The sequence below is a fragment of the Flavobacterium soyae genome (assembly GCF_045348165.1).
Classification (GTDB): Bacteria; Bacteroidota; Bacteroidia; order Flavobacteriales; family Flavobacteriaceae; genus Flavobacterium; species Flavobacterium soyae.
Window position 1 is genome coordinate 4,950,620 of sequence record NZ_CP150845.1, and the last position, 20,088, is coordinate 4,970,707.

Genomic DNA, 20,088 nt, shown 5'->3' on the forward strand with positions numbered 1-20,088 from the left:
TTTTAATTTTTATCGATTAACTTGCATATCCTAAAAAACAAGCTAATCATAAATATGGACTTTAAAAATGACATCGGATACAGAAAAGAAACGCTGAAAAAGTTGTTATATAACATTCAAAAAAGCGAAGATTTGATTGTAAAAGCCTTGTACGATGACTTTAAAAAGCCTGAATTTGAAGCTGTTTTAACCGAGACGAATTATGTTATTTCGGAATTAAAAGATACTATTAAAAACATTAATTCCTGGGCAAAGCCAAAACGTGTCTTCCCTTCTATCCTTAATTTTCCTTCAACAGATTATATTTACAAAGAACCTTACGGCAATGTATTGGTAATTGCTCCGTGGAATTATCCATTTCAATTGGCTTTATGTCCCTTAATTTCTGCTGTTGCTGCTGGAAACAGAGTCGTTTTAAAGCCCTCAGAACTTACTCCTCATACCTCTGCTGTCATTGCTAAAATCATTGAAAAAACATTTCACATCAGCCATGTCGAAGTTTTTGAGGGCGGCGTTGAAGTTTCAAATAAATTACTGGCGCAGCGCTGGGATTATATTTTCTTTACCGGAAGTGTAACTGTTGGAAAAATCGTTGCAAAAGCCGCTGCCGAAAATCTAACACCTGTAACACTTGAATTGGGCGGAAAAAATCCCTGCGTTATTGATGAAACTGCTAATTTAAAACTGGCAGCAAAACGAATTGTGTGGGGAAAATTTATAAATGCCGGACAAACCTGTATCGCCCCCGATTATGTTTTGATTCAAAAAAACATGAAAGTCAATTTCATTACATTTTTAACAGAAGAAATTGTAAAAGCATACGGTAAAAAAATAGACAAATCTCCAGATTTTGCACGAATAGTAAATACCAAAAACTGGGTGCGTTTAGATCAAATGATTGAGCGTGAAAAGGTAATTTTTGGAGGAGAAACAAACCACGATAAACTGTATATTTCTCCCACTTTAATCGAAGAACCAAGTTTAGACAGCACCATAATGAAAGAAGAAATCTTTGGTCCAATTTTACCAATTTTAGTTTATGAAACCGAAGCTGATATTTATAATGTAATCAGCAAGTACGAAAAACCTCTCGCATTTTATATTTTCAGTGAAAATAAATCATTTACTAAAAAATTAATCGCAGATTATTCTTTTGGAGGCGGCTGTATAAACGATACAGTAGTTCATTTTTCTAATAAAAGACTGCCTTTTGGCGGTGTTGGCCATAGCGGAATTGGAGCTTATCACGGAAAATTGAGTTTTGATATTTTTTCTCATCATAAGGCGATGGTAAAAAAAGCAAACTGGCTTGATCTGCCCATGCGTTACGCTCCTTACAAGGATAAACTAGCTTCAATAAAACGAATTTTAGACTGGCTTTAAATTAGAAAAACAATTTCGTAATGTTTTGTAGATTTTTATACGGAATTGATTTAAAATATTATATTTACGTCAACAATAATTTATTACGACGAAGAATATAAAACAACTCTACTTTTTAAAATGAAATCTACACTTGAACAAATTGAGGACATCAAAAGAGATGGCTATTCGATAGATTTTTCTACTGTTTTTACTTACGCTTTTGAAAATTACAAAAAGATAGCTTTGTATTCAGGGTTAATAATCCTTGTATTTTCATTTCTTGCCTTTATAGTAATTATGGGATTAGCTACTTTATTTTATGGTTTGCAGGCCTTCTCAGAAGATTTTATTAAGAACTTCGAAAGTCAAAAACTTACATACATCGAGCAAGTAGTTTCGACAGTAGCAATTGCAGTAGTAACCGCCATATTTGCACCGCTCGGGGCCGGGTTTCTTAAAATGGCAGACTGTGCAGATAAGGATGAGGAATTTAATGTTTCAACAATTTTCACCTACTATAAAGCACCGTACTTTTTTCAATTATTTTCTTTAGCATTTTTGTTAGCTGTTGTAAGTACAGGAATTTCGTATGTTTTAGACAGTACCGGAATAATGTTTTTAGGCGGCGGAGTATCAATAATGATTTCGTTTTTTACGTATTTTTCAATTCCGTTAGTGGTTTTTGGAAATTTAAAAGCTATAGATGCAATTAAATCAAGTATTATTATTGTAAGCAAAAATCCATTAATAATTTTCGCTCTGTTTGTAATAGGATTTCTCGGTTCATTTGTGGGCTTTTTTGCATGTTGCGTCGGATTACTTTTTACAATTATATTCAATACTTCTGTAACGTATGCTGCTTATTTTTCAATTTTCACCGAAGAAGAACAGCCAGATTCTATTGATTCAATTGGAAAATCGGATTTTGAATAAAAAAACTAAGTTCTAAATAAATTATTAAGAGCTTAACCACCTCTTTATTAGAATTTAAATTGCTATTTACTAAACCAAACATATCTCAAAATCTATGGTAGAAAACTATAGTTTTTTCAATCTATTGGTTTCAGGTATTGCCTGTTCTGGTAATGCTCTGAAATCAATTATGACAAACTGGTACGTTTTCAATTCAGACATTATTTTTTATAATAACCCAAAATTTATACTTCTCGGTTTCTCTTTATTGGGCTTTTTAGGGCTTTTGGTTTATCAATTTTTTCGCATTAAAGCAAAAATTGGAAATTTCATTGAAAAAAAGAAAGAAGCAGAAACCGCAGGAAGGGAATATCAGCTTTATATTTTATTTTTTGGAATTGCAGTTATTGTAATCGAAATCATAAATGAAATTTTTAAAATCAGACCGAAAAGTTTACTGGCCGTAAACGTTTCAATAGGTTTTTTTGTTCTTCTTGTCTATATAGTAACAGACAAAATAAAATGGCTGAGAGATAAAATTCAGCAGATTTTCATCTTTAGTTTCTTTATTTACATTACTTATGTTTGCTGCAACATAGTTTTTCTGCCTAAAGATGTTGTTCCTGTAATCGTTTTTTTAATCTCATTTTTCTTTTCATACAATATTTTAAAACCAATAAAAATTTACTGGTTCTTTGTTGGTCTTACTTTTATATTTCTTATTTCAACAGTTGTATTTCAATTAATTCCTCTAAAATCCTCTATTTTATTAATTAATTTCTGCATCCTGATTTTCATTATTAATCAGGTAAAATATGCCGTTTTACAAAATAATCGGGACAATTTCAGGTTTGCAAACGAAATTGTACACAAAGGAAATTCACTAACAATTGCAACAGATCAAAAAGGTGAAATATTATTTTGCAGTGAAACCGTAACCGCAATTTTAGGCTACCAGCCCGAAGAAGTTATGGGACTTAATTTTTGGAAACTCACAAAAGGTGATGAATATAACAAAAATATTTCTCTAATAAATCATGAAGAAAATAAAATTTATACCCGAAAACTAAAAAATAAAAACGGAGAATATAAATACATCCAATGGAAAGATAAAAAATTCTCTGATGATTTAATTATAAGCATTGGCCAGGATGTTACCGAGCAGATCATCGTACAGGACCAATATAAAAACTTAATTCAAACGGCGACAGATATTATTTTTGAAGTCGATGCAGATGGTTATTTTACTTTTATAAATGAATTTGCGTATTCGCTTTTAGGTTATTCTGAAGATGAAATAATTCAAAAACATTATTCAAACTTCATTCATGAAAAATATACAATGAGTGCAGTTGATTTTTATGAAAATTTTGAAAGCAACGGGAATAAATTCCCCATAATAGAACTTCCTATTTTAAAGAAAAACGGTCAGGAATTATGGATATCGCAAAAGATTATCATTCGCAAAAATGACTTAGATCAAACTATTGGTTTTGCAGGAATTGCAAGAGATATTACTGAAATAAAAAATGCCGAAAACGAGAAAAAAAGACGTCTCGAAAAAATCGAGGCTTACAACAATTCGACTAAAAAATTATCAACGACTGACTTTAGCACTTATAATAATTTAAATACCGTTATCGATTATATTATAAAAGAAGCTTCTACAGTAAGCAAATCTAACCGGGTAAGTTTTTGGAAATATTATAGAGACCTGATTACTTGTAAAAACTTATACAGTATTGACAATCAAACCCTGACAGATAAAAACATTCTGGATAAAGAATCTTATCCAATTTATTTTGAAACCTTAAAGAGCAAAGCAATAATAAATGCTCCTGACGTTTTTAATAAATTAGAAACCTCAGAATTTCAAAAGCTTTATTTTACCAAAAATAAAATTAAATCAATGCTGGATGTCCCAATATTTTTAAGCGGACAATTAGCTGGTGTAGTTTGTTTTGAAAGTACTGAGGAACAAAGAGAGTGGGATAATGAGGATATCAATTATGCCAGAACTATTTCTGATGTTGTTTCGCTGGCTATCTCAATGCAGATGCGTTTGGAAACTGAACGCCGATTAGAATTTAAAAGTCAGTTATTATCAGCGCTTTCGCTTTGTACAGAAAAATTTCTGCTGAGTAAATCTACAGAACAAATGTTTCAGGAAACCTATGATTTGATTGGAAGAGCCTCAAAAGCAGATCATATGTTTTATTATGAAAGAGACTTTACAACCAATACCGTTATCCAGAAATACAAATGGTCAAGAAAAGGAATCCCGCATCAAATTACGCCTCTGCGCCATATGACAGAGGAAAATTTAACGGAAATTTTTGAAGCCGCAAAAAACAAACGAATTCTAAATACTTTTACAAGAAAGCTTGAAGATAAATTTTTTAAACAATTACTCATCGATAATGAAATAAAATCAATTTTAATTCTGCCCTTATATATCAACGATATTTTTACCGGATTTATTGGTTTTGATGATTGTGCGAGAGAACGAAAATGGTCTGAAGAGGAAATATATATTTTTCAGGTTTTGGCCAACAATATTTCATCTGCATTAGAAAGAAATAGAAACGAAGCGAAGATTATTGAAAGCGAAGAAAAATTTAAATTAATTGCCAACAATATCCCCGGAACAGTTTATTTATCAAAGTTTGATGCGTTTTCGACTAAAATTTTCCTAAACGACGAGATTCAAAACTTAACCGGATATTCTAAGGCTGAGTTTATCGAAAATAACCTTTCGTTTTTATCCCTTATTCACCATGAAGACCGCGACGAGGTTATTAATAATCAAATCGATAATCTCCAAAACGGAATGCCTTTGCATAATGTTTACCGCATTAAACGAAAATCCGGCGAATATATTTGGGTTGAAGAATTTGGGGATGTTATTAAAAAAGGTGACGAAATTGAATTTGTGGGAGGAATTTACTTTGATATCACCAATAAAAAAGAAACCGAAGACGCTATTAAAGCCAAACAATTAGCAGAAGCGGCCAATAAATCAAAATCTGATTTTCTGGCCAATATGTCGCATGAAATCAGAACACCTTTAAACGGAATTATTGGTTTTACCCATTTATTGATGAAAACTGACTTAGAAGAGATTCAGGAAAAATACATGACAACCATTAATCAATCAGCACACTCGCTGTTGGAGATTATAAATGATATTCTTGATTTTTCTAAAATTGAAGCCGGAAAACTAGAGCTTTTCATTGATTTATATGATATTAAAAAAGTACTCGGTCAGGTTTTCGATTTAATTGTTTTTGAATCCAATCAAAAAAACCTGCAGCTGGAACTCAATGTAGACCAAGATGTTCCTAAATATATTTGGACTGATATTGTTCGAATAAAACAAATCCTGATTAATCTGCTTTCTAATGCCGTAAAATTTACTAATGAAGGTTCTATAAAACTGAATGTTTCTGTTTTATCAAAAACAAAAAATAATTTTTCGACCATACGATTTTCTGTAATTGATACCGGAATTGGAATTATGGAGAAAAACCAAAAGAAAATTTTTAAGGCCTTTTCGCAGGCAGATAGTTCAACAACGAGAAAATTTGGCGGAACCGGTTTAGGCTTAACAATATCAAATCAGCTTTTGGCCTTAATGGAAAGCCGATTACAGCTGGAAAGTAAAATTGGCGAAGGAAGTAATTTCTTCTTCGATTTAAATTTAAAAACCAGCAATCAAAGTACAAACGAAAAATATAATACCGAATTAAAAAATTTGCAAGCCGCCCCTACTGAAAATCAAAATGAGACAAACGGTAAAAATATACGCTTTTTAATTGTTGAAGATAATAAAGTAAACATGCTGCTCTTAAAAACAATTGTAAAAAACCTGTATCATAATGCTTTTATTTTTGAATGTGAAAATGGTTATGAGGCTGTAAAACAATTTGAAAGCATTAATCCAACGCTTGTTTTTATGGATATACAAATGCCGATTATGAACGGCTACGAAACCACAAAGGCTATCAGAAATACTACTACAGGAAAAGATATCCCGATAATTGCCGTAACTGCAGGCGCCGAAAAAGAAGAGCGCAACAAATGCATTTCTGCCGGAATGGATGATTATATTTCAAAACCAATTATGAAAGGCACTGTTGAGGAAACTTTGGTAAAATGGCTAAAATAATTAAAACTAAATCGTCACAAATCATAAGTAATTCCCAAAAATTATATAAATTCGTACAAGAAAAAACATAAAAAGCTTAAATACGATTTACTATGAAATGGAGAGGTTCAAGAGAAAGCGATAATGTAGAAGACAGAAGATCAGTTTCTGGCGGCAAAATAGCTGTTGGAGGCGGTGTTATTGGCATCATTATCTTGCTATTGAATGTTTTTGGTGGTGAGAATGCAAAACTTATCACACCTGTTTTAGAACAAATGCAAGGAGGACAGACTCAAACTGAAGCTGCTGCACCATTAAGCAAAGAAGATGAAGAAATGGGCCATTTTGTAAAATCGGTTTTAGCAAAAACAGAAGATACCTGGGGGAAAATATTTGCCGAACACGGAATGACATATAAAAACCCGAAATTGGTACTTTTTAGAGGTTCTGTTCAAACTGCTTGCGGCGGAGCATCTTCGGCATCGGGTCCATTTTATTGTCCCGCAGATCAAAAAGTTTATATGGATTTAGGTTTCTTTGAAGAACTAAAAACTAAATTTGGTGCGAAAGGCGGAGATTTTGCCATTGCGTATGTTATTGCTCATGAAATTGGACATCATATTCAGACTTTATTAGGTACTTCTGCAAAAATGCATCAGGAGCAGGAAGGCAAAAGCCAGGCCGAAGCTAATAAACTTTCTGTGGCTTTAGAGCTTCAAGCCGATTTTTATGCCGGAGTCTGGGCACATGACAATCAACAATACTTAGACGAAGGTGATATAGAAGAAGCATTAAGTGCTGCAAATGCCGTTGGAGACGACGCAATTCAAAGCAAAATGCAAGGACAAATTGTTCCGGATTCCTTTACCCACGGAACATCAGAACAAAGAATGTACTGGTTTAAAAAAGGTTTTAAAACCGGCGACATCAAACAAGGAACTACCTTTGAGGAAATTTAAAAACACAATAAGCCAAATATAATAACCACTAAAGCATGATTTAACCGTCATGCTTTTTTTTGTTTTTTATTGAACCTTTTTTTGAACCATATAAGTTATGTAAGGTCATTTTAGATTGCTTTGTGATTGTTTCAGTGCAAAAATAATTATAGCTGATATAAGTGATATAGCCGTTTTTGTCATTCCTGTAAAGGTTAGATATTTCGGTAACAAAATTTAACTTTAATAAATTTTGTTGCGATGAGAAATAATAGTCAAGATTGCACATTAGAGAGAAACTATTTAGAGAAATATCGTTTCTTAATAAAAGAATATGAGCAGGTAAAAAATAAAACTCACCCGCTTTATAAAAAAGCGATGGATTTTTACACAGCAAATGACACTTGCAGAAAAAGTTTCTTAAAGTATTATAATCGTTATAAACAGAGCGGGAAATCTCGGGATCTATTACCCCAAAAGCGGGGTCCAAAATATAAAACCAGACGTCCTTTGCCCTTTATAGAACAGAAAGTAATAGAATTACGAGAAAAAGGAAACAACAGATATGAAATTGTTAGTATATTGAATCCCAAATTAGGAAAACATACACCATCATATTCTGGAGTTTATAATATTTTAAAACGGCATAAAATAAATAGATTAACTCCGAAGATTAAAAGGAATCATCAAAAAATAATCAAGGAAAGAATGGGACAGCTGGGTCATATTGATTGTCATTATTTAAGTAAAAGTATTGTTCGAGGAGAAAACAAAAAGCTCTATTTAGTCTGTGTAATTGATGACTACAGCCGGGTTGCCTGGGCAGAATTGGTTCCCGACATCACAAGTTTGACAGTTATGTTTGCCGCATTAAAATGCTTAAACATCTTAAGCAGTCATTATGAAATAAAATTTGAAGAGATATTATCTGACAATGGAGCTGAGTTTGGACCTAAAACAAGCAAGGTAAAAAATAATCATCCTTTTGAAAGAATGTTAATGGAATTAGGCATAGTGCACAGATACACAAAACCATATCGACCACAAACAAACGGCAAAGTAGAACGCTTTTGGAGAACTCTGGAAGATGATTTATTAAGAGATACTGATTTTGATTCTCAAGAAGAACTAAAGGAAGAATTATTACAATATTTATATTATTACAATCATGAAAGGCCACATCAGGGAATTGATGGAAAAAAGCCAATTGAAATGATAAATCCGTTACCGAAATAAGTGACTTTTACAATTCCGACGAAGGAGAAATCACACCAGAAACTCCGCATAGAAAGTCTCCAATCTTTGTTGATCTACGAGTGCGACAAATAATATTAATCGATATTAAGAACATAGCCAGCGGTTTTAACCGCTGGAACGCAACACATATCACACATGCAACATCTCACAATGCATATTAAAATACGCATATTCCAAACGTCCCCGCGGTTGAAACCGCGGGCTATATTTGAAATACAGTAAAATTTGAGCTGTAAGGAATATTGAGCTTTCCCCTTTTTAAACTTATTAGTTACCATAATCCAAGCCTAATCTAAAATGACCTTACATAACTTATATGGTTCAAAAAAATTAAACGCACAAAAAAAGCCTTGAATTTCTTCAAGGCTTTAAATTTCTGGGTGGCTGACCGGGTTCGAACCGGCGACCCGCGGCACCACAAACCGCTACTCTAACCAGCTGAGCTACAACCACCATTTTTGCTTAGCGAGTGCAAATATATAACAAAGGTTTACTTCTACAAAGAAAAAAATGAAAAATTTACATCAAATCTTCTAAGCTATTGACTGCCAAACATCTTTCAACAGTAAAACCTTCAGCAAAATCTTTTCCAACCAGTCTTCCTAAGTCCTGTGCACGATAATTCAAGCTTTCAAAGAAGTTTTTACTTGTAATTGGTGTTGCAGGTTCCTTCGAATTCGGATCATAAAATTGTGTTTTATAAGCAGAAATCGCTTCAACCTTTTTCTTCTCAAAACCCGTAATATCCACTACAAAATCTGGAGTAATGTTTTTCCATTGAATATAATGATACACCAATTTTGGTCTCCAGGCCTCTTGTTTTTCTCCATCTATTGAAGTTTCAATTTTTATCAATCCCGATAAAAAGCAGGCATCAGAAACTAATTTACTGCCTTTTCCGTGATCAATATGGCGATCATCAATTGCGTTGCATAATACAATTTCCGGTTTGTATTTTCGAATCATTTTGATGACTTCCAATTGATGTTTTTCGTCATTCATGAAAAATCCGTCACGTAAGCCTAAATTCTCACGAACCAAAACACCTAAAATCTTTGCTGCCACTTTTGCTTCTTCATCCCTGGTTTCGGCAGTTCCGCGCGTTCCTAGTTCGCCGCGTGTTAAATCTACAATACCAACTTTTTTCCCAAGGGAAACTTCTTTTAAAATTGTTCCGGCACAACCTAATTCTACATCATCCGGATGCGCGCCAAAGGCTAATATGTCTAATTTCATAATTTTTAATATCAATGTCAAAAATCAATTTCAATAACAATTCTGAAAATTAAAATCAATCTTTTGTCTTTATTCTTTATTCTATTCTCTATTCTCTATTCTCTATTCTCTATTCTCTATTCTCTATTCTCTATTCTCTATTCTCAAAACTCTTTTCATCGTCATTGATTTATTGACACTTTCCACCCATTCTTTTTCGGGAATACTTTCTCTTGTAATACCACATCCCATATATAAAATCGCTGTGTCATCCTGAATCTGCATGCTTCGTAAATTTACAAATAAATCAGAACTTATTTTACTGCCCGCAAAACTGCTGTTTAATTCGCCCAGAAAACCCGTATAAAAAGTTCTGTCGTAATTTTCATTTTCAATAATAAAAGCTTTTGCTTTTTTCTTTGGTAATCCACAGACTGCAGGAGTTGGATGAAGCGTATCGATAACTTCTTCCAGAGTTGAATTCTCGTTTAAAACTCCCGAAATATCCGTTTTAATATGCCAGATAGATCCGGCTTTTAAACTATACGGTTCTGTAACCACAACAGAATTGGCAACTTCTCGTAAACGTTTTACAATGAAATCAGTAACATATTGCTGTTCGTCTTTTTCTTTTTGTCCCCAGTGAATTTCGGTTTCTAAATTTGCTTTTTGCGTTCCTGCCAAAGCTGTTGTCTCAAAAGCATTCCCGTTTGCTTTTAGCAGTTGTTCTGGCGTTGCCCCCATCCAAAGTCCAATTTTAGGATGAAAAAAACAATAACAAAAAGTCGTAGGATATAATTGAACCAAATGCTGGAAAGTTTCAACAAAATCAAATTCAGATAAATTTACTTTTTCACTTCTTGATAAAACTACTTTTTTGAATTCTTCTTTTTTAATGGCCTCGATTCCTTTTGAAACTAAATTTTCGTATTTAATTTTAGCCTCTGCATCAAAATTCAGATCATCAATTTCAGTTGCTTCAAATGCAGTAATTTCCTTGACAGCACTAATAATTTCTGATTCATTTTCTGGAATTAAAACAAGTTGTTTTTCATCAAAAGAAGCAAAAACAAATCCTTTTTCACTGTAATCCGTAATTTTATGTAAAGTATCATTTTGCTGTAAAAGCCCAAAAACACTTGAAATATTAGGTTTAGAATAAATTACAAAAGGTAAGTTTTGATTGTAATGTTGTTTTGTTTTTGAGAAAAAATTATTCATGCTCCTTATTCTGTTTTCTTTTTCTCTAAAACAATATTTGTAAGCTTGCAAAGGGAAATCAAATTCCCGGCCTCATCCGTAATTTTAATTTCCCAAAGATGAAGACTTTTTCCTTTATGAATAATTTTAGCTGTGCCAAAAACTACGCCTTCACGAATACTTTTTAAATGGTTTGCCGAGATTTCGATACCGCGAACTTCTTGTTCTTTTGCATTAATAAAAAAGTGTGAAGCGGCACTTCCAACACTTTCTGCCAAAGCTGCAGAAGCTCCGCCATGTAATAAGCCCATTGGCTGGTGAACACTTGGATTTACAGGCATTTTTGCAGTTAAAAAATCTTCTCCAGCGTCGATATATTCGATTTTTAGCGTTTCCATCAAAGTGTTTTTAGAAAACTCATTGCAGTACGCTATAATCTGTTCTTTAGTATAATTCATTAAAATGGACTTTAAAATCGTAAAATTAAAGAAAAGATGAGATACAAATTCGAAAATCCCATTTTAAAATTAAAATTCAACTTCAAACATGTAAGTTTTTTGCTATTTTTACAAAAACAATCAAACATCAATCTTTGGCTGGAAGTTTTTTTTGCCACAGATTACACAGATTAAAAGGATTTAAAAATATACCGCTACGACCTGATAGAAGAGACAGACGAAGAATTGCACAAATTTTCAAAAATTAAAATTCGCGGAAATTTGTGAAATTCGTGGCGAAAAAAAATCTTTTTAATCCTTTTAATCTGTGGCAAAAAAAACTAAACATATTCAAATGCGTCAATACTTTGTACTCTTTATTTTCGGAATAATTCTAGCTTTTAGTTCCTGCCGAACTGATTTTGATACCGTTGCCAGTACCGGAGATTTAAAGTTTTCAAAAGACACCGTTTATTTGGATACTGTTTTTAAAAACATTGGTTCAAGCACGTATCAGCTTAAGGTTTACAACCGAAGTAAAAATGATATTTCCATACCGATTGTACAGCTTAAAAAAGGACTTAATTCAAAATACCGAATGACGGTTGACGGAATGAGCGGCAGCAACGGAAAGATTTTTAAAGATGTTACGCTTTTAGCAAAAGACAGCCTTTACATTTTTATAGAAACTACGGCAGATATTACAGATGCAAATCCTACTGATTTTTTATATACCGATGAAATTCAGTTTGACAGCGGTGCCAATCTTCAGGAAGTGGCTTTGGTAACTTTAATTCAGGATGCTGTATTTTTATTTCCAAAACAAAATGCCGACGGAACAAAAGAAAAAATCCAGATTGAAGGCAAAGATGTCGACGGATTTTATCTGGACGAAAATGATCCTGAAAACGGAAATGAATTAATTTTTACTAAACAAAAACCTTATGTTATTTATGGTTATGCCGGAGTTCCAGAAAATAAAACCGTAACTTTTGAAACCGGGACCAGGGTTCATTTTCATGCCAATTCTGGTTTGTATGTTGGCGATAAAGCTACCCTTCAAATTAACGGAACTGCTTCAACAACCGAGAAACTAGAAAACGAAGTTATTTTTGAAGGCGATCGTTTAGAATCCCTTTATTCTGATATTCCGGGACAATGGAAATCCGTTATTTTTGCTAACGGAAGTACAAACCACTCTATCAATCATTTAACTTTAAAAAATGCTGTTATTGGCTTAGATTTTAAAAATCCGTTAAATGCAATTGAAATTAAAAACACACAGATTTACAACTGCGTAGAGTATGGAATCCTGGCGCAAAATGCTCACATAAACGGTGAAAACATCGTGATTAATTATGCCGGAATTGCAAGTTTATCTTGTGTTTATGGCGGAAATTATAGTTTTACACATTGTACTTTCAACAATAACTGGCAAAATAGTTCTCATTTTGCTGTTACTTTAAGTAATAGTCTAGCCGGAGCATCCCCGGAAACGAATCCGTTGACACAGGCCGCTTTTAACAATTGCATTATTTACGGCTCCAGCACAAATGAATTCAATTTAGCAAAAAACACAAACGCTGCTTTTGTTTATCAGCTAAATAATTGTCTTTTGAAATTTGGAAGCACAACAAATCCTGATTATCAATTTAAAACAGATACGGAACATTATAATAATATTATTCTAAACGAAAACCCGAAGTATTATAATGTTTCTAAAAACCAGCTGAATATTGATAAAACTTCTGCCGCTTTCGCGAAAGGGAATCCGGCGTATATAATTCCGTTAGACATTTTAGGAGCTGTAAGAACTTCTCCTCCAGATCTGGGTGCTTATCAAAGCAAAGATTTTCCGAAGTAAAAAAAATTATAAGTTTCTATATAGTCTATATTCTAACTTTATTTTAAATGAACTTATATCACTTATATGAATAAAAAAGTCGCCGTAAGAAAATATACCTTAAAATTAAACATCGCTTAACGTATCGTATTCATAAAAATAATAAATTTGCTACAATATTGATTTTAAGTTTCTAAAATTCAGATCCTTAAAGCCGTATTACAATCAAACTTTAAACCCCTATTTTTATGAAAAAAAACTACTTTTTGCTCTTATTGCTATTCGTTACAATTGGCTTTGCCCAAATTCCTTCCGGTTATTACAATACCGCAACCGGAACAGGTTATACTTTAAAAACGCAATTGTACAACATTATTAAAGGTCATACTGATAACGGATATGCTGGTTTATATACTACTTACCAAACATCAGACGTCGACAATTTTTACGAAAATGATGGAACTGTATTAGACATGTATTCTGAAAATCCATCAGGAACAGATCCTTATAATTACAGCACAGGAAGTACACAACGATGCGGAAGTTATTCTGTTGAAGGCGATTGCTACAATAGAGAACATATTATTCCGCAGTCTGTTTTTAATGAGCAGTCACCAATGGTTTCTGATGCGCATTTCATAACTCCAACGGATGGAAAAGTAAACGGAGTGCGTTCAAACTATCCACATGGAACTGTAAGTTCAGCAACTTATACTTCACAAAATGGAGGAAAATTAGGATCAAGTTCTGTATCTGGATATTCAGGAACCGTTTTTGAACCTATCAATGCCTTTAAAGGGGATATTGCCCGAATGTATTTTTATTTTGCAACAAGATATGAGAATACCGTTGCCGGATATTCTTATGCAATGTTTGATGGTTCAAGTAATAAAGTTTTCACTACGGCTTTCTTAAACCTCCTTTTGGCATGGCATGCGCAAGATCCTGTAAGTTCAAGAGAAATTGCAAGAAATAATGCTATTTATGCGCGTCAAAATAACAGAAATCCGTATATCGATCATCCAGAATATGTAAATCAAATTTGGGGCGGAACTCCATCTGGAGATACTCAGGCACCAACTACTCCAGCAAGTTTAGCTTCGACTTCAAAAACAGCAACTTCAATTTCACTTTCGTGGAATGCCTCTACAGATAATGTAGCTGTTACGGGTTATGATGTTTATGCAAACAGTGTTTTAAAAACAACTGTATCAGGAGTTACAGCTACGATTACAGGTTTAACAGCTTCTACAGCTTATTCTATTTATGTAAAAGCAAAAGATGCAGCCGGAAATACTTCTGCCTCAAGCAATACAATTTCGGTAACAACCAACAGCAGCGGAACAGGAACTGCAACAGATTTACTTTTCTCTGAATACATTGAAGGTTCTGGAAATAACAAAGCTTTAGAAATTGCGAACAATACAGGAAGCACTGTTAGTTTATCTGCTTACACTATAAAAAAACAAACCAATGGTGCTGGTTCATGGAGTACCGGTTTGGCTTTAAGCGGTACATTGGCAACAGGAAGTAAATTTGTAATTGTAAACAGTTCTATTTCTTCAACTTGTTTTTCTCCAGGTTCAGCTAACATTTCTACAACCGCAACAGAATTAACTTTTAACGGAAATGATGCTGTAGGTTTATTCAAAAACGGAGTTCTAATTGATATCATCGGAACTTTTAATGGCGGAACTGCTAATTTTGCTATTGATGTTACTTTAAGAAGAAAATCAACAGTAACTTCTCCAAGTACAACTTTTAATCTAAGCTCACAATGGGATTCTTATACACAAGATACCTGTAACAATTTGGCAAGCAAAATGGCACAGCCAATCGAAGAAGTTGTGGAACTTTCAGATGAAATTGTTGTTTTCCCAAATCCTTCTGACGGAAACTTCAATATCGGTTTAGGCAATTCAGATTCTCCTTATTCGATAGAAATCCTCTTGTTTTCAGGACAAAAAGTTTTCGAAAAACAAAACACAACAGATTCTGTAATTTCAGTAAGTCATCTTTCAAGCGGAATTTATATTGCTAAAATTACAAGAGATTCAAAAACTATAATTAAAAAGATAGTAATCAACTAAATATTTTTGTTCACACAGATTTGGCGGATAAAGCAGATTAAAATTTTAATAAATATTGACACAGATTTATTAATAACTCTACCCAAAAAGATCTGCTCAATCTGCTGAATCTGCGTGAAACAAAAAAACTTTGCATACGAGAAGACGCACTGCTGTGCGCCTCTACATTGTCATAAAAAACACATATTTTTTTTCACACAGATTTGGCGGATAAAGCAGATTAAGAAATCTAATAAATATTGACACAGATTTATTAATAACTCTACAAAATTAAATCTGCTCAATCTGCGTAAAACAAAAAAAACTTTGGCGTCTTAGCTAGATTAAATACATTTTTTTTGCGAGAAAACATTACACACAAGAAGACGCAGTGCTGTGCGCCTCTACACATGGTAAAAAATACCCATCTTTTTTTAAAAGAGTTTGTTATCAAATTTGCGCTTACTATTTATTTACATTAAATTTGCAGCTCAATACAACAAACTACACATCACAATGATCCATTTCTTTGAAAACCAAAGCAAAACTGTTTTTGCCGTACAAACGCAAAACGAAATTTCAGCTCAAGACATTTCAAAATTAAACTGGCTTTTTGCCGACGCGAATAAGATCGAAAAATCCGTACTGACGGATTTTTTTGTTGGTCCACGTGCCACTATGATTACTCCATGGAGTACAAATGCTGTAGAAATCACTCAAAACATGGGTATTTCGGGCATTATCAGAATTGAAGAATTTCATCCGGCAGCAGAAGATTTTACTGGTTTTGACCCAATGCTTTTTCAAAAATTCAATCAATTAGATCAGGAGATTTTCACTATCAACATTCAACCGGAACCAATTCTGGAAATTGATGATATTGCTGCTTACAATAAAGCAGAAGGTTTAGCTTTAAGCGAAGAAGAGGTTGAATATTTAAATAATCTTGCAGCTAAGCTAGGAAGAAAGTTAACAGATTCTGAAATTTTCGCTTTCTCTCAGGCCAATTCAGAACACTGCCGTCACAAAATTTTCAACGGAACATTTGTAATCGATGGCGAAGAAAAAGAAACTTCTCTTTTCAAATTAATTAAAAAAACATCACAGGAAAATCCTAACGATATTGTTTCTGCTTACAAAGACAACGTTGCTTTTGTAAAAGGACCAAAAGTGCAGCAATTTGCACCTAAATCAGCAGATAAACCTGATTTTTACGAAATAAAAGAATTTGATTCGGTTATCTCATTAAAAGCCGAAACACACAATTTCCCAACAACAGTTGAGCCTTTCAACGGTGCTGCTACAGGATCTGGAGGAGAAATTCGTGACCGTTTAGCCGGAGGACAAGGTTCATTGCCATTAGCAGGAACTGCAGTTTACATGACTTCATATTCTCGTTTAAAGTCCTTCGACTCCGCTCAGGATGACAGGACTTGGGAAAATGCAATGGAAGAAAGAAAATGGCTGTATCAAACTCCAATGGATATTTTGATTAAAGCTTCAAATGGAGCTTCTGATTTCGGAAATAAATTTGGTCAGCCGCTAATTACAGGTTCTGTTTTAACTTTCGAACATTCAGAAAACGACCGTAAAATTGGTTACGATAAAGTAATCATGCAAGCGGGAGGAATTGGATACGGAAAATTAGATCAATCAATTAAAAAGAAACCACAAGAAGGTGATAAAATCGTAATTCTTGGAGGAGAAAATTATAGAATCGGAATGGGTGGTGCTGCGGTTTCTTCTGCAGATACAGGAGCTTTCGGTTCAGGAATCGAGTTAAATGCCATTCAGCGTTCTAACCCGGAAATGCAAAAACGTGCTGCAAATGCGATTCGTGGTTTAGTAGAAAGCGACAATAACCCAATTGTTTCTATTCATGATCACGGAGCTGGAGGACATTTAAACTGCCTTTCAGAATTAGTGGAAGAAACTGGAGGTTTAATTGATTTAGATAAATTACCAGTTGGAGACCCTACTCTTTCTGCAAAAGAAATTATCGGAAACGAGTCTCAGGAAAGAATGGGATTAGTTATTGGTCAAAAAGATATTGATACATTACAAAGAATCGCTGACAGAGAGCGTTCACCAATGTATCAGGTTGGAGATGTAACAGGAGATCACCGTTTTACATTCGAATCAAAATCAAATGGTTCAAAACCGATGGATTATGCTTTAGAAGATTTCTTCGGAAGTTCTCCAAAAACGGTTATGACTGATAAAACTATTGACAGAAAATATGCTGATGTTGCTTACAACGCAGCAGATTTTGAAAGCTATTTAAAAAACGTTTTACGTTTAGAGGCTGTTGCTTCAAAAGACTGGTTAACAAATAAAGTGGACCGTTGTGTGGGAGGAAAAGTAGCAAAACAGCAAAATGCAGGACCTTTGCAATTGCCTTTAAATAATGTTGGGGTTATGGCTCTGGATTATTTAGGTAAAGAAGGAATTGCGACTTCTATTGGCCACGCTCCTATCGCTGCTTTGATTGATCCGGTTGCAGGAAGCAGAAATGCTATTGCCGAATCGTTATCAAACATTGTTTGGGCGCCAATAAAAGATGGTTTAAAAGGAATTTCATTATCTGCAAACTGGATGTGGGCTTGTAAAAACGAAGGTGAAGACGCTCGTTTATACGCTGCTGTTGAAGGCTGTTCAGATTTTGCAATCGAATTGGGAATCAATATTCCAACAGGAAAAGATTCACTTTCGATGAAACAAAAATATCCAAATGACGAAGTAATCGCGCCGGGAACGGTTATTATTTCGGCTGGAGGAAACTGTACAGATATTAGAAAAGTAGTAGAACCGGTTTTACAGAAAAACGGAGATTCAATTTATTATATCAATTTGTCTCAGGATGATTTCAAACTTGGAGGTTCATCTTTTGCACAAATTAGAAACACAATCGGAAACGAAACTTCTACTATAAAAGATGCTTCTTTCTTCAAAAATGCTTTTAACACAATCCAGGAATTAATCGGCGAAAGCCAGATTTTAGCCGGACACGATATCGGAAGCGGTGGTTTAATTACAACTTTATTAGAATTGTGTTTTGCAGATGTGAATTTGGGAGCTAAAATTGATTTCAGCGCTTTCGCGGAAAAAGATTTGTTGAAAATTCTTTTCGCAGAAAACATCGGAATCGTATTCCAAGCTAAATCTGACGCAGCTGTTGAAGCTAAATTAAACGCAAACAATATCGAATTCTTTAAAATTGGTTCGGTACAAAATACAGCAGTTTTAAACCTTGGACTTTGGACTTTAGACATTCCGACTTATAGAGACATTTGGTTCGAAACTTCTTATTTATTAGATCAAAAACAATCTAAAAACGGAAGAGCTCAGGCACGTTTCGAAAACTACAAAAATCAAGTTTTAAATTATACTTTCCCTGCACATTTTACAGGAAAAAAACCAGAAATCGACAATTCTAAACCAAGACCTAAAGCTGCTATTATTCGTGAAAAAGGAAGTAATTCTGAGCGTGAAATGGCAAATGCAATGTACTTGGCAGGATTTGATGTAAAAGACGTTCACATGACCGATTTAATTTCGGGTCGTGAAACGCTTGAAGATATTCAGTTTATTGGCGCTGTTGGAGGATTCTCTAACTCAGATGTTTTAGGTTCTGCTAAAGGCTGGGCCGGAGCTTTCTTATACAACGAAAAAGCAAAAACAGCTTTAGATAAATTCTTTAAAAGAGAAGATACTTTATCTGTTGGAATCTGTAACGGATGTCAGTTGTTTATGGAATTAGAAGTGATTAATCCTGAGCATGAAGTTCATGGAAAAATGCACCATAACGAAAGCCAGAAACACGAAAGTATCTTTACCTCTGTAACGGTTCAGGAAAATAATTCTGTAATGTTATCTACTTTAGCTGGAAGCACTTTAGGAGTTTGGGTTTCTCACGGAGAAGGTAAATTCAAATTACCTTATTCAGAAGATCAATACAACATTGTTTCTAAATATGCATACGAAGGTTATCCTGCAAACCCAAATGGTTCTGATTACAACACAGCAATGATGTGTGACAAAACTGGAAGACACTTGGTTATGATGCCTCATATTGAGCGTTCGACTTTTCAATGGAACTGGGCTCATTATCCAAAAGACAGAAATGACGAGGTTACGCCTTGGCATGAAGCTTTTGTTAATGCAAGAAAATGGATTGAGAAAAACTAAGAAATACATTTTTAATAAAAGCGCCCAAATTTTATCGGGCGTTTTTTTTTGCCACAGATTAAACAGATTAGCACAGATTTTTTCTGAAGAAATCATTTTAATCCTTTTAATCTGTGGCTATAAAAAATAATTCTTGTAATTCGTGCGATTTTTATATAATCTTAAATGCTTTTTAGCCCTTAAATAAAAAATACCCCGAAGCTATCCCTAAATCGAGGCATTTTTTTTTAATTTCTAAAAGCTGTTGCAATACCGGTTACAATATTTGAAGCGCCATAAGCAAACAATCCTGAAGCTGATGCAATTTGGCCAGCAAAAAATTGATTCTCTGCAATTGCATTGCTAAAGAATGTTCCTCCTGCAGCTCCGGCAATTAATCCTAAGCCAATAGCAGCAACAGCCCACCAGGGTTCTGGATCCGGGGGCGGAGGCGGATTCTTCAAAAAGCGTCTCCACCAGCCTGGGTATCTGGTTCCACACCAGCCCATTGCTAAAAAGAAGGCAGTTTCCATAATTT

General features: G+C 34.0%; 12 protein-coding genes and 1 tRNA gene. 8 read left to right on the forward strand and 5 right to left on the reverse strand.

Going from position 1 to position 20,088, the window contains the following annotated elements:
* Window positions 1-54 precede the first annotated feature (54 nt).
* The 5 genes from AABD74_RS20465 (at window position 55) to AABD74_RS20485 (ending at window position 8,598) form a co-directional block, all read left to right on the forward strand.
* Entirely contained in the window at window positions 55-1,383 is a 1,329-nt protein-coding gene (locus AABD74_RS20465; RefSeq protein ID WP_406844129.1) for an aldehyde dehydrogenase, read from the forward strand.
* Between the two features lie 120 nt (window positions 1,384-1,503).
* The gene (locus AABD74_RS20470) at window positions 1,504-2,298 is read left to right on the forward strand and encodes a hypothetical protein (RefSeq protein ID WP_232679394.1); all 795 of its coding nucleotides are present in this window, start codon (window positions 1,504-1,506) and stop codon (window positions 2,296-2,298) included.
* Between the two features lie 94 nt (window positions 2,299-2,392).
* Window positions 2,393-6,445 carry a PAS domain S-box protein gene (locus tag AABD74_RS20475; RefSeq protein WP_232679392.1) on the forward strand — a complete coding sequence of 1,351 codons (4,053 nt, stop codon included), beginning with the start codon at window positions 2,393-2,395 and terminating at the stop codon, window positions 6,443-6,445.
* A gap of 92 nt (window positions 6,446-6,537) precedes the next feature.
* Entirely contained in the window at window positions 6,538-7,383 is an 846-nt protein-coding gene (locus AABD74_RS20480) for a neutral zinc metallopeptidase (RefSeq protein ID WP_406844130.1), read from the forward strand.
* Between the two features lie 240 nt (window positions 7,384-7,623).
* Window positions 7,624-8,598 carry an integrase core domain-containing protein gene (locus tag AABD74_RS20485; RefSeq protein ID WP_406843531.1) on the forward strand — a complete coding sequence of 325 codons (975 nt, stop codon included), beginning with the start codon at window positions 7,624-7,626 and terminating at the stop codon, window positions 8,596-8,598.
* Window positions 8,599-8,998: 400 nt separating this feature from the next.
* Here the strand turns inward: AABD74_RS20485 and AABD74_RS20490 are convergent.
* The 4 genes from AABD74_RS20490 to AABD74_RS20505 form a co-directional block, all read right to left on the reverse strand.
* Window positions 8,999-9,072, reverse strand: a tRNA-His gene (locus AABD74_RS20490).
* A gap of 66 nt (window positions 9,073-9,138) precedes the next feature.
* A complete protein-coding gene (gene bshB1 / locus AABD74_RS20495; RefSeq protein WP_406844131.1) occupies window positions 9,139-9,855 on the reverse strand; it encodes a bacillithiol biosynthesis deacetylase BshB1 in 717 nt (238 codons plus the stop codon).
* Between the two features lie 123 nt (window positions 9,856-9,978).
* Complete coding sequence (locus AABD74_RS20500; protein ID WP_406844132.1) at window positions 9,979-11,055, reverse strand: chorismate-binding protein; 1,077 nt, start codon at window positions 11,053-11,055, stop codon at window positions 9,979-9,981.
* A 5-nt stretch (window positions 11,056-11,060) separates the two neighbouring features.
* Window positions 11,061-11,492, reverse strand: coding sequence for a PaaI family thioesterase (locus AABD74_RS20505; RefSeq protein WP_406844133.1), 432 nt, complete (start codon window positions 11,490-11,492; stop codon window positions 11,061-11,063).
* Window positions 11,493-11,826: 334 nt separating this feature from the next.
* On the opposite strand from AABD74_RS20505, the gene AABD74_RS20510 reads away from it, so the two are divergent.
* The 3 genes from AABD74_RS20510 to purL all read left to right on the forward strand — a co-directional run bounded on the left by AABD74_RS20510 (window position 11,827) and on the right by purL (window position 19,571).
* The gene (locus AABD74_RS20510) at window positions 11,827-13,335 is read left to right on the forward strand and encodes a hypothetical protein (RefSeq protein ID WP_406844134.1); all 1,509 of its coding nucleotides are present in this window, start codon (window positions 11,827-11,829) and stop codon (window positions 13,333-13,335) included.
* 227 nt (window positions 13,336-13,562) lie between these two features.
* Window positions 13,563-15,404 carry an endonuclease gene (locus AABD74_RS20515; protein WP_406844135.1) on the forward strand — a complete coding sequence of 614 codons (1,842 nt, stop codon included), beginning with the start codon at window positions 13,563-13,565 and terminating at the stop codon, window positions 15,402-15,404.
* Window positions 15,405-15,899: 495 nt separating this feature from the next.
* Window positions 15,900-19,571, forward strand: a complete 3,672-nt coding sequence (gene purL, locus AABD74_RS20520; protein ID WP_406844136.1) for a phosphoribosylformylglycinamidine synthase — start codon at window positions 15,900-15,902, stop codon at window positions 19,569-19,571.
* A 227-nt stretch (window positions 19,572-19,798) separates the two neighbouring features.
* Here purL and AABD74_RS20525 read toward each other — a convergent pair whose 3' ends face one another.
* Window positions 19,799-20,083 carry a hypothetical protein gene (locus tag AABD74_RS20525; protein ID WP_232679375.1) on the reverse strand — a complete coding sequence of 95 codons (285 nt, stop codon included), beginning with the start codon at window positions 20,081-20,083 and terminating at the stop codon, window positions 19,799-19,801.
* Window positions 20,084-20,088: the final 5 nt, after the last annotated feature.

Excerpts from the sequence above, each read along its gene's own strand:
- AABD74_RS20510 (WP_406844134.1), top strand. The coding sequence starts at position 11,827 with ATGCGTCAATACTTTGTACTCTTTATTTTCGGAATAATTCTAGCTTTT.
- AABD74_RS20515 (WP_406844135.1), top strand. The coding sequence starts at position 13,563 with ATGAAAAAAAACTACTTTTTGCTCTTATTGCTATTCGTTACAATTGGC.
- AABD74_RS20465 (WP_406844129.1), top strand. The coding sequence starts at position 55 with ATGGACTTTAAAAATGACATCGGATACAGAAAAGAAACGCTGAAAAAG.
- AABD74_RS20475 (WP_232679392.1), top strand. The coding sequence starts at position 2,393 with ATGGTAGAAAACTATAGTTTTTTCAATCTATTGGTTTCAGGTATTGCC.
- AABD74_RS20505 (WP_406844133.1), bottom strand. The coding sequence starts at position 11,492 with ATGAATTATACTAAAGAACAGATTATAGCGTACTGCAATGAGTTTTCT.
- AABD74_RS20525 (WP_232679375.1), bottom strand. The coding sequence starts at position 20,083 with ATGGAAACTGCCTTCTTTTTAGCAATGGGCTGGTGTGGAACCAGATAC.
- AABD74_RS20480 (WP_406844130.1), top strand. The coding sequence starts at position 6,538 with ATGAAATGGAGAGGTTCAAGAGAAAGCGATAATGTAGAAGACAGAAGA.
- bshB1 (WP_406844131.1), bottom strand. The coding sequence starts at position 9,855 with ATGAAATTAGACATATTAGCCTTTGGCGCGCATCCGGATGATGTAGAA.
- AABD74_RS20485 (WP_406843531.1), top strand. The coding sequence starts at position 7,624 with ATGAGAAATAATAGTCAAGATTGCACATTAGAGAGAAACTATTTAGAG.
- AABD74_RS20500 (WP_406844132.1), bottom strand. The coding sequence starts at position 11,055 with ATGAATAATTTTTTCTCAAAAACAAAACAACATTACAATCAAAACTTA.
- purL (WP_406844136.1), top strand. The coding sequence starts at position 15,900 with ATGATCCATTTCTTTGAAAACCAAAGCAAAACTGTTTTTGCCGTACAA.
- AABD74_RS20470 (WP_232679394.1), top strand. The coding sequence starts at position 1,504 with ATGAAATCTACACTTGAACAAATTGAGGACATCAAAAGAGATGGCTAT.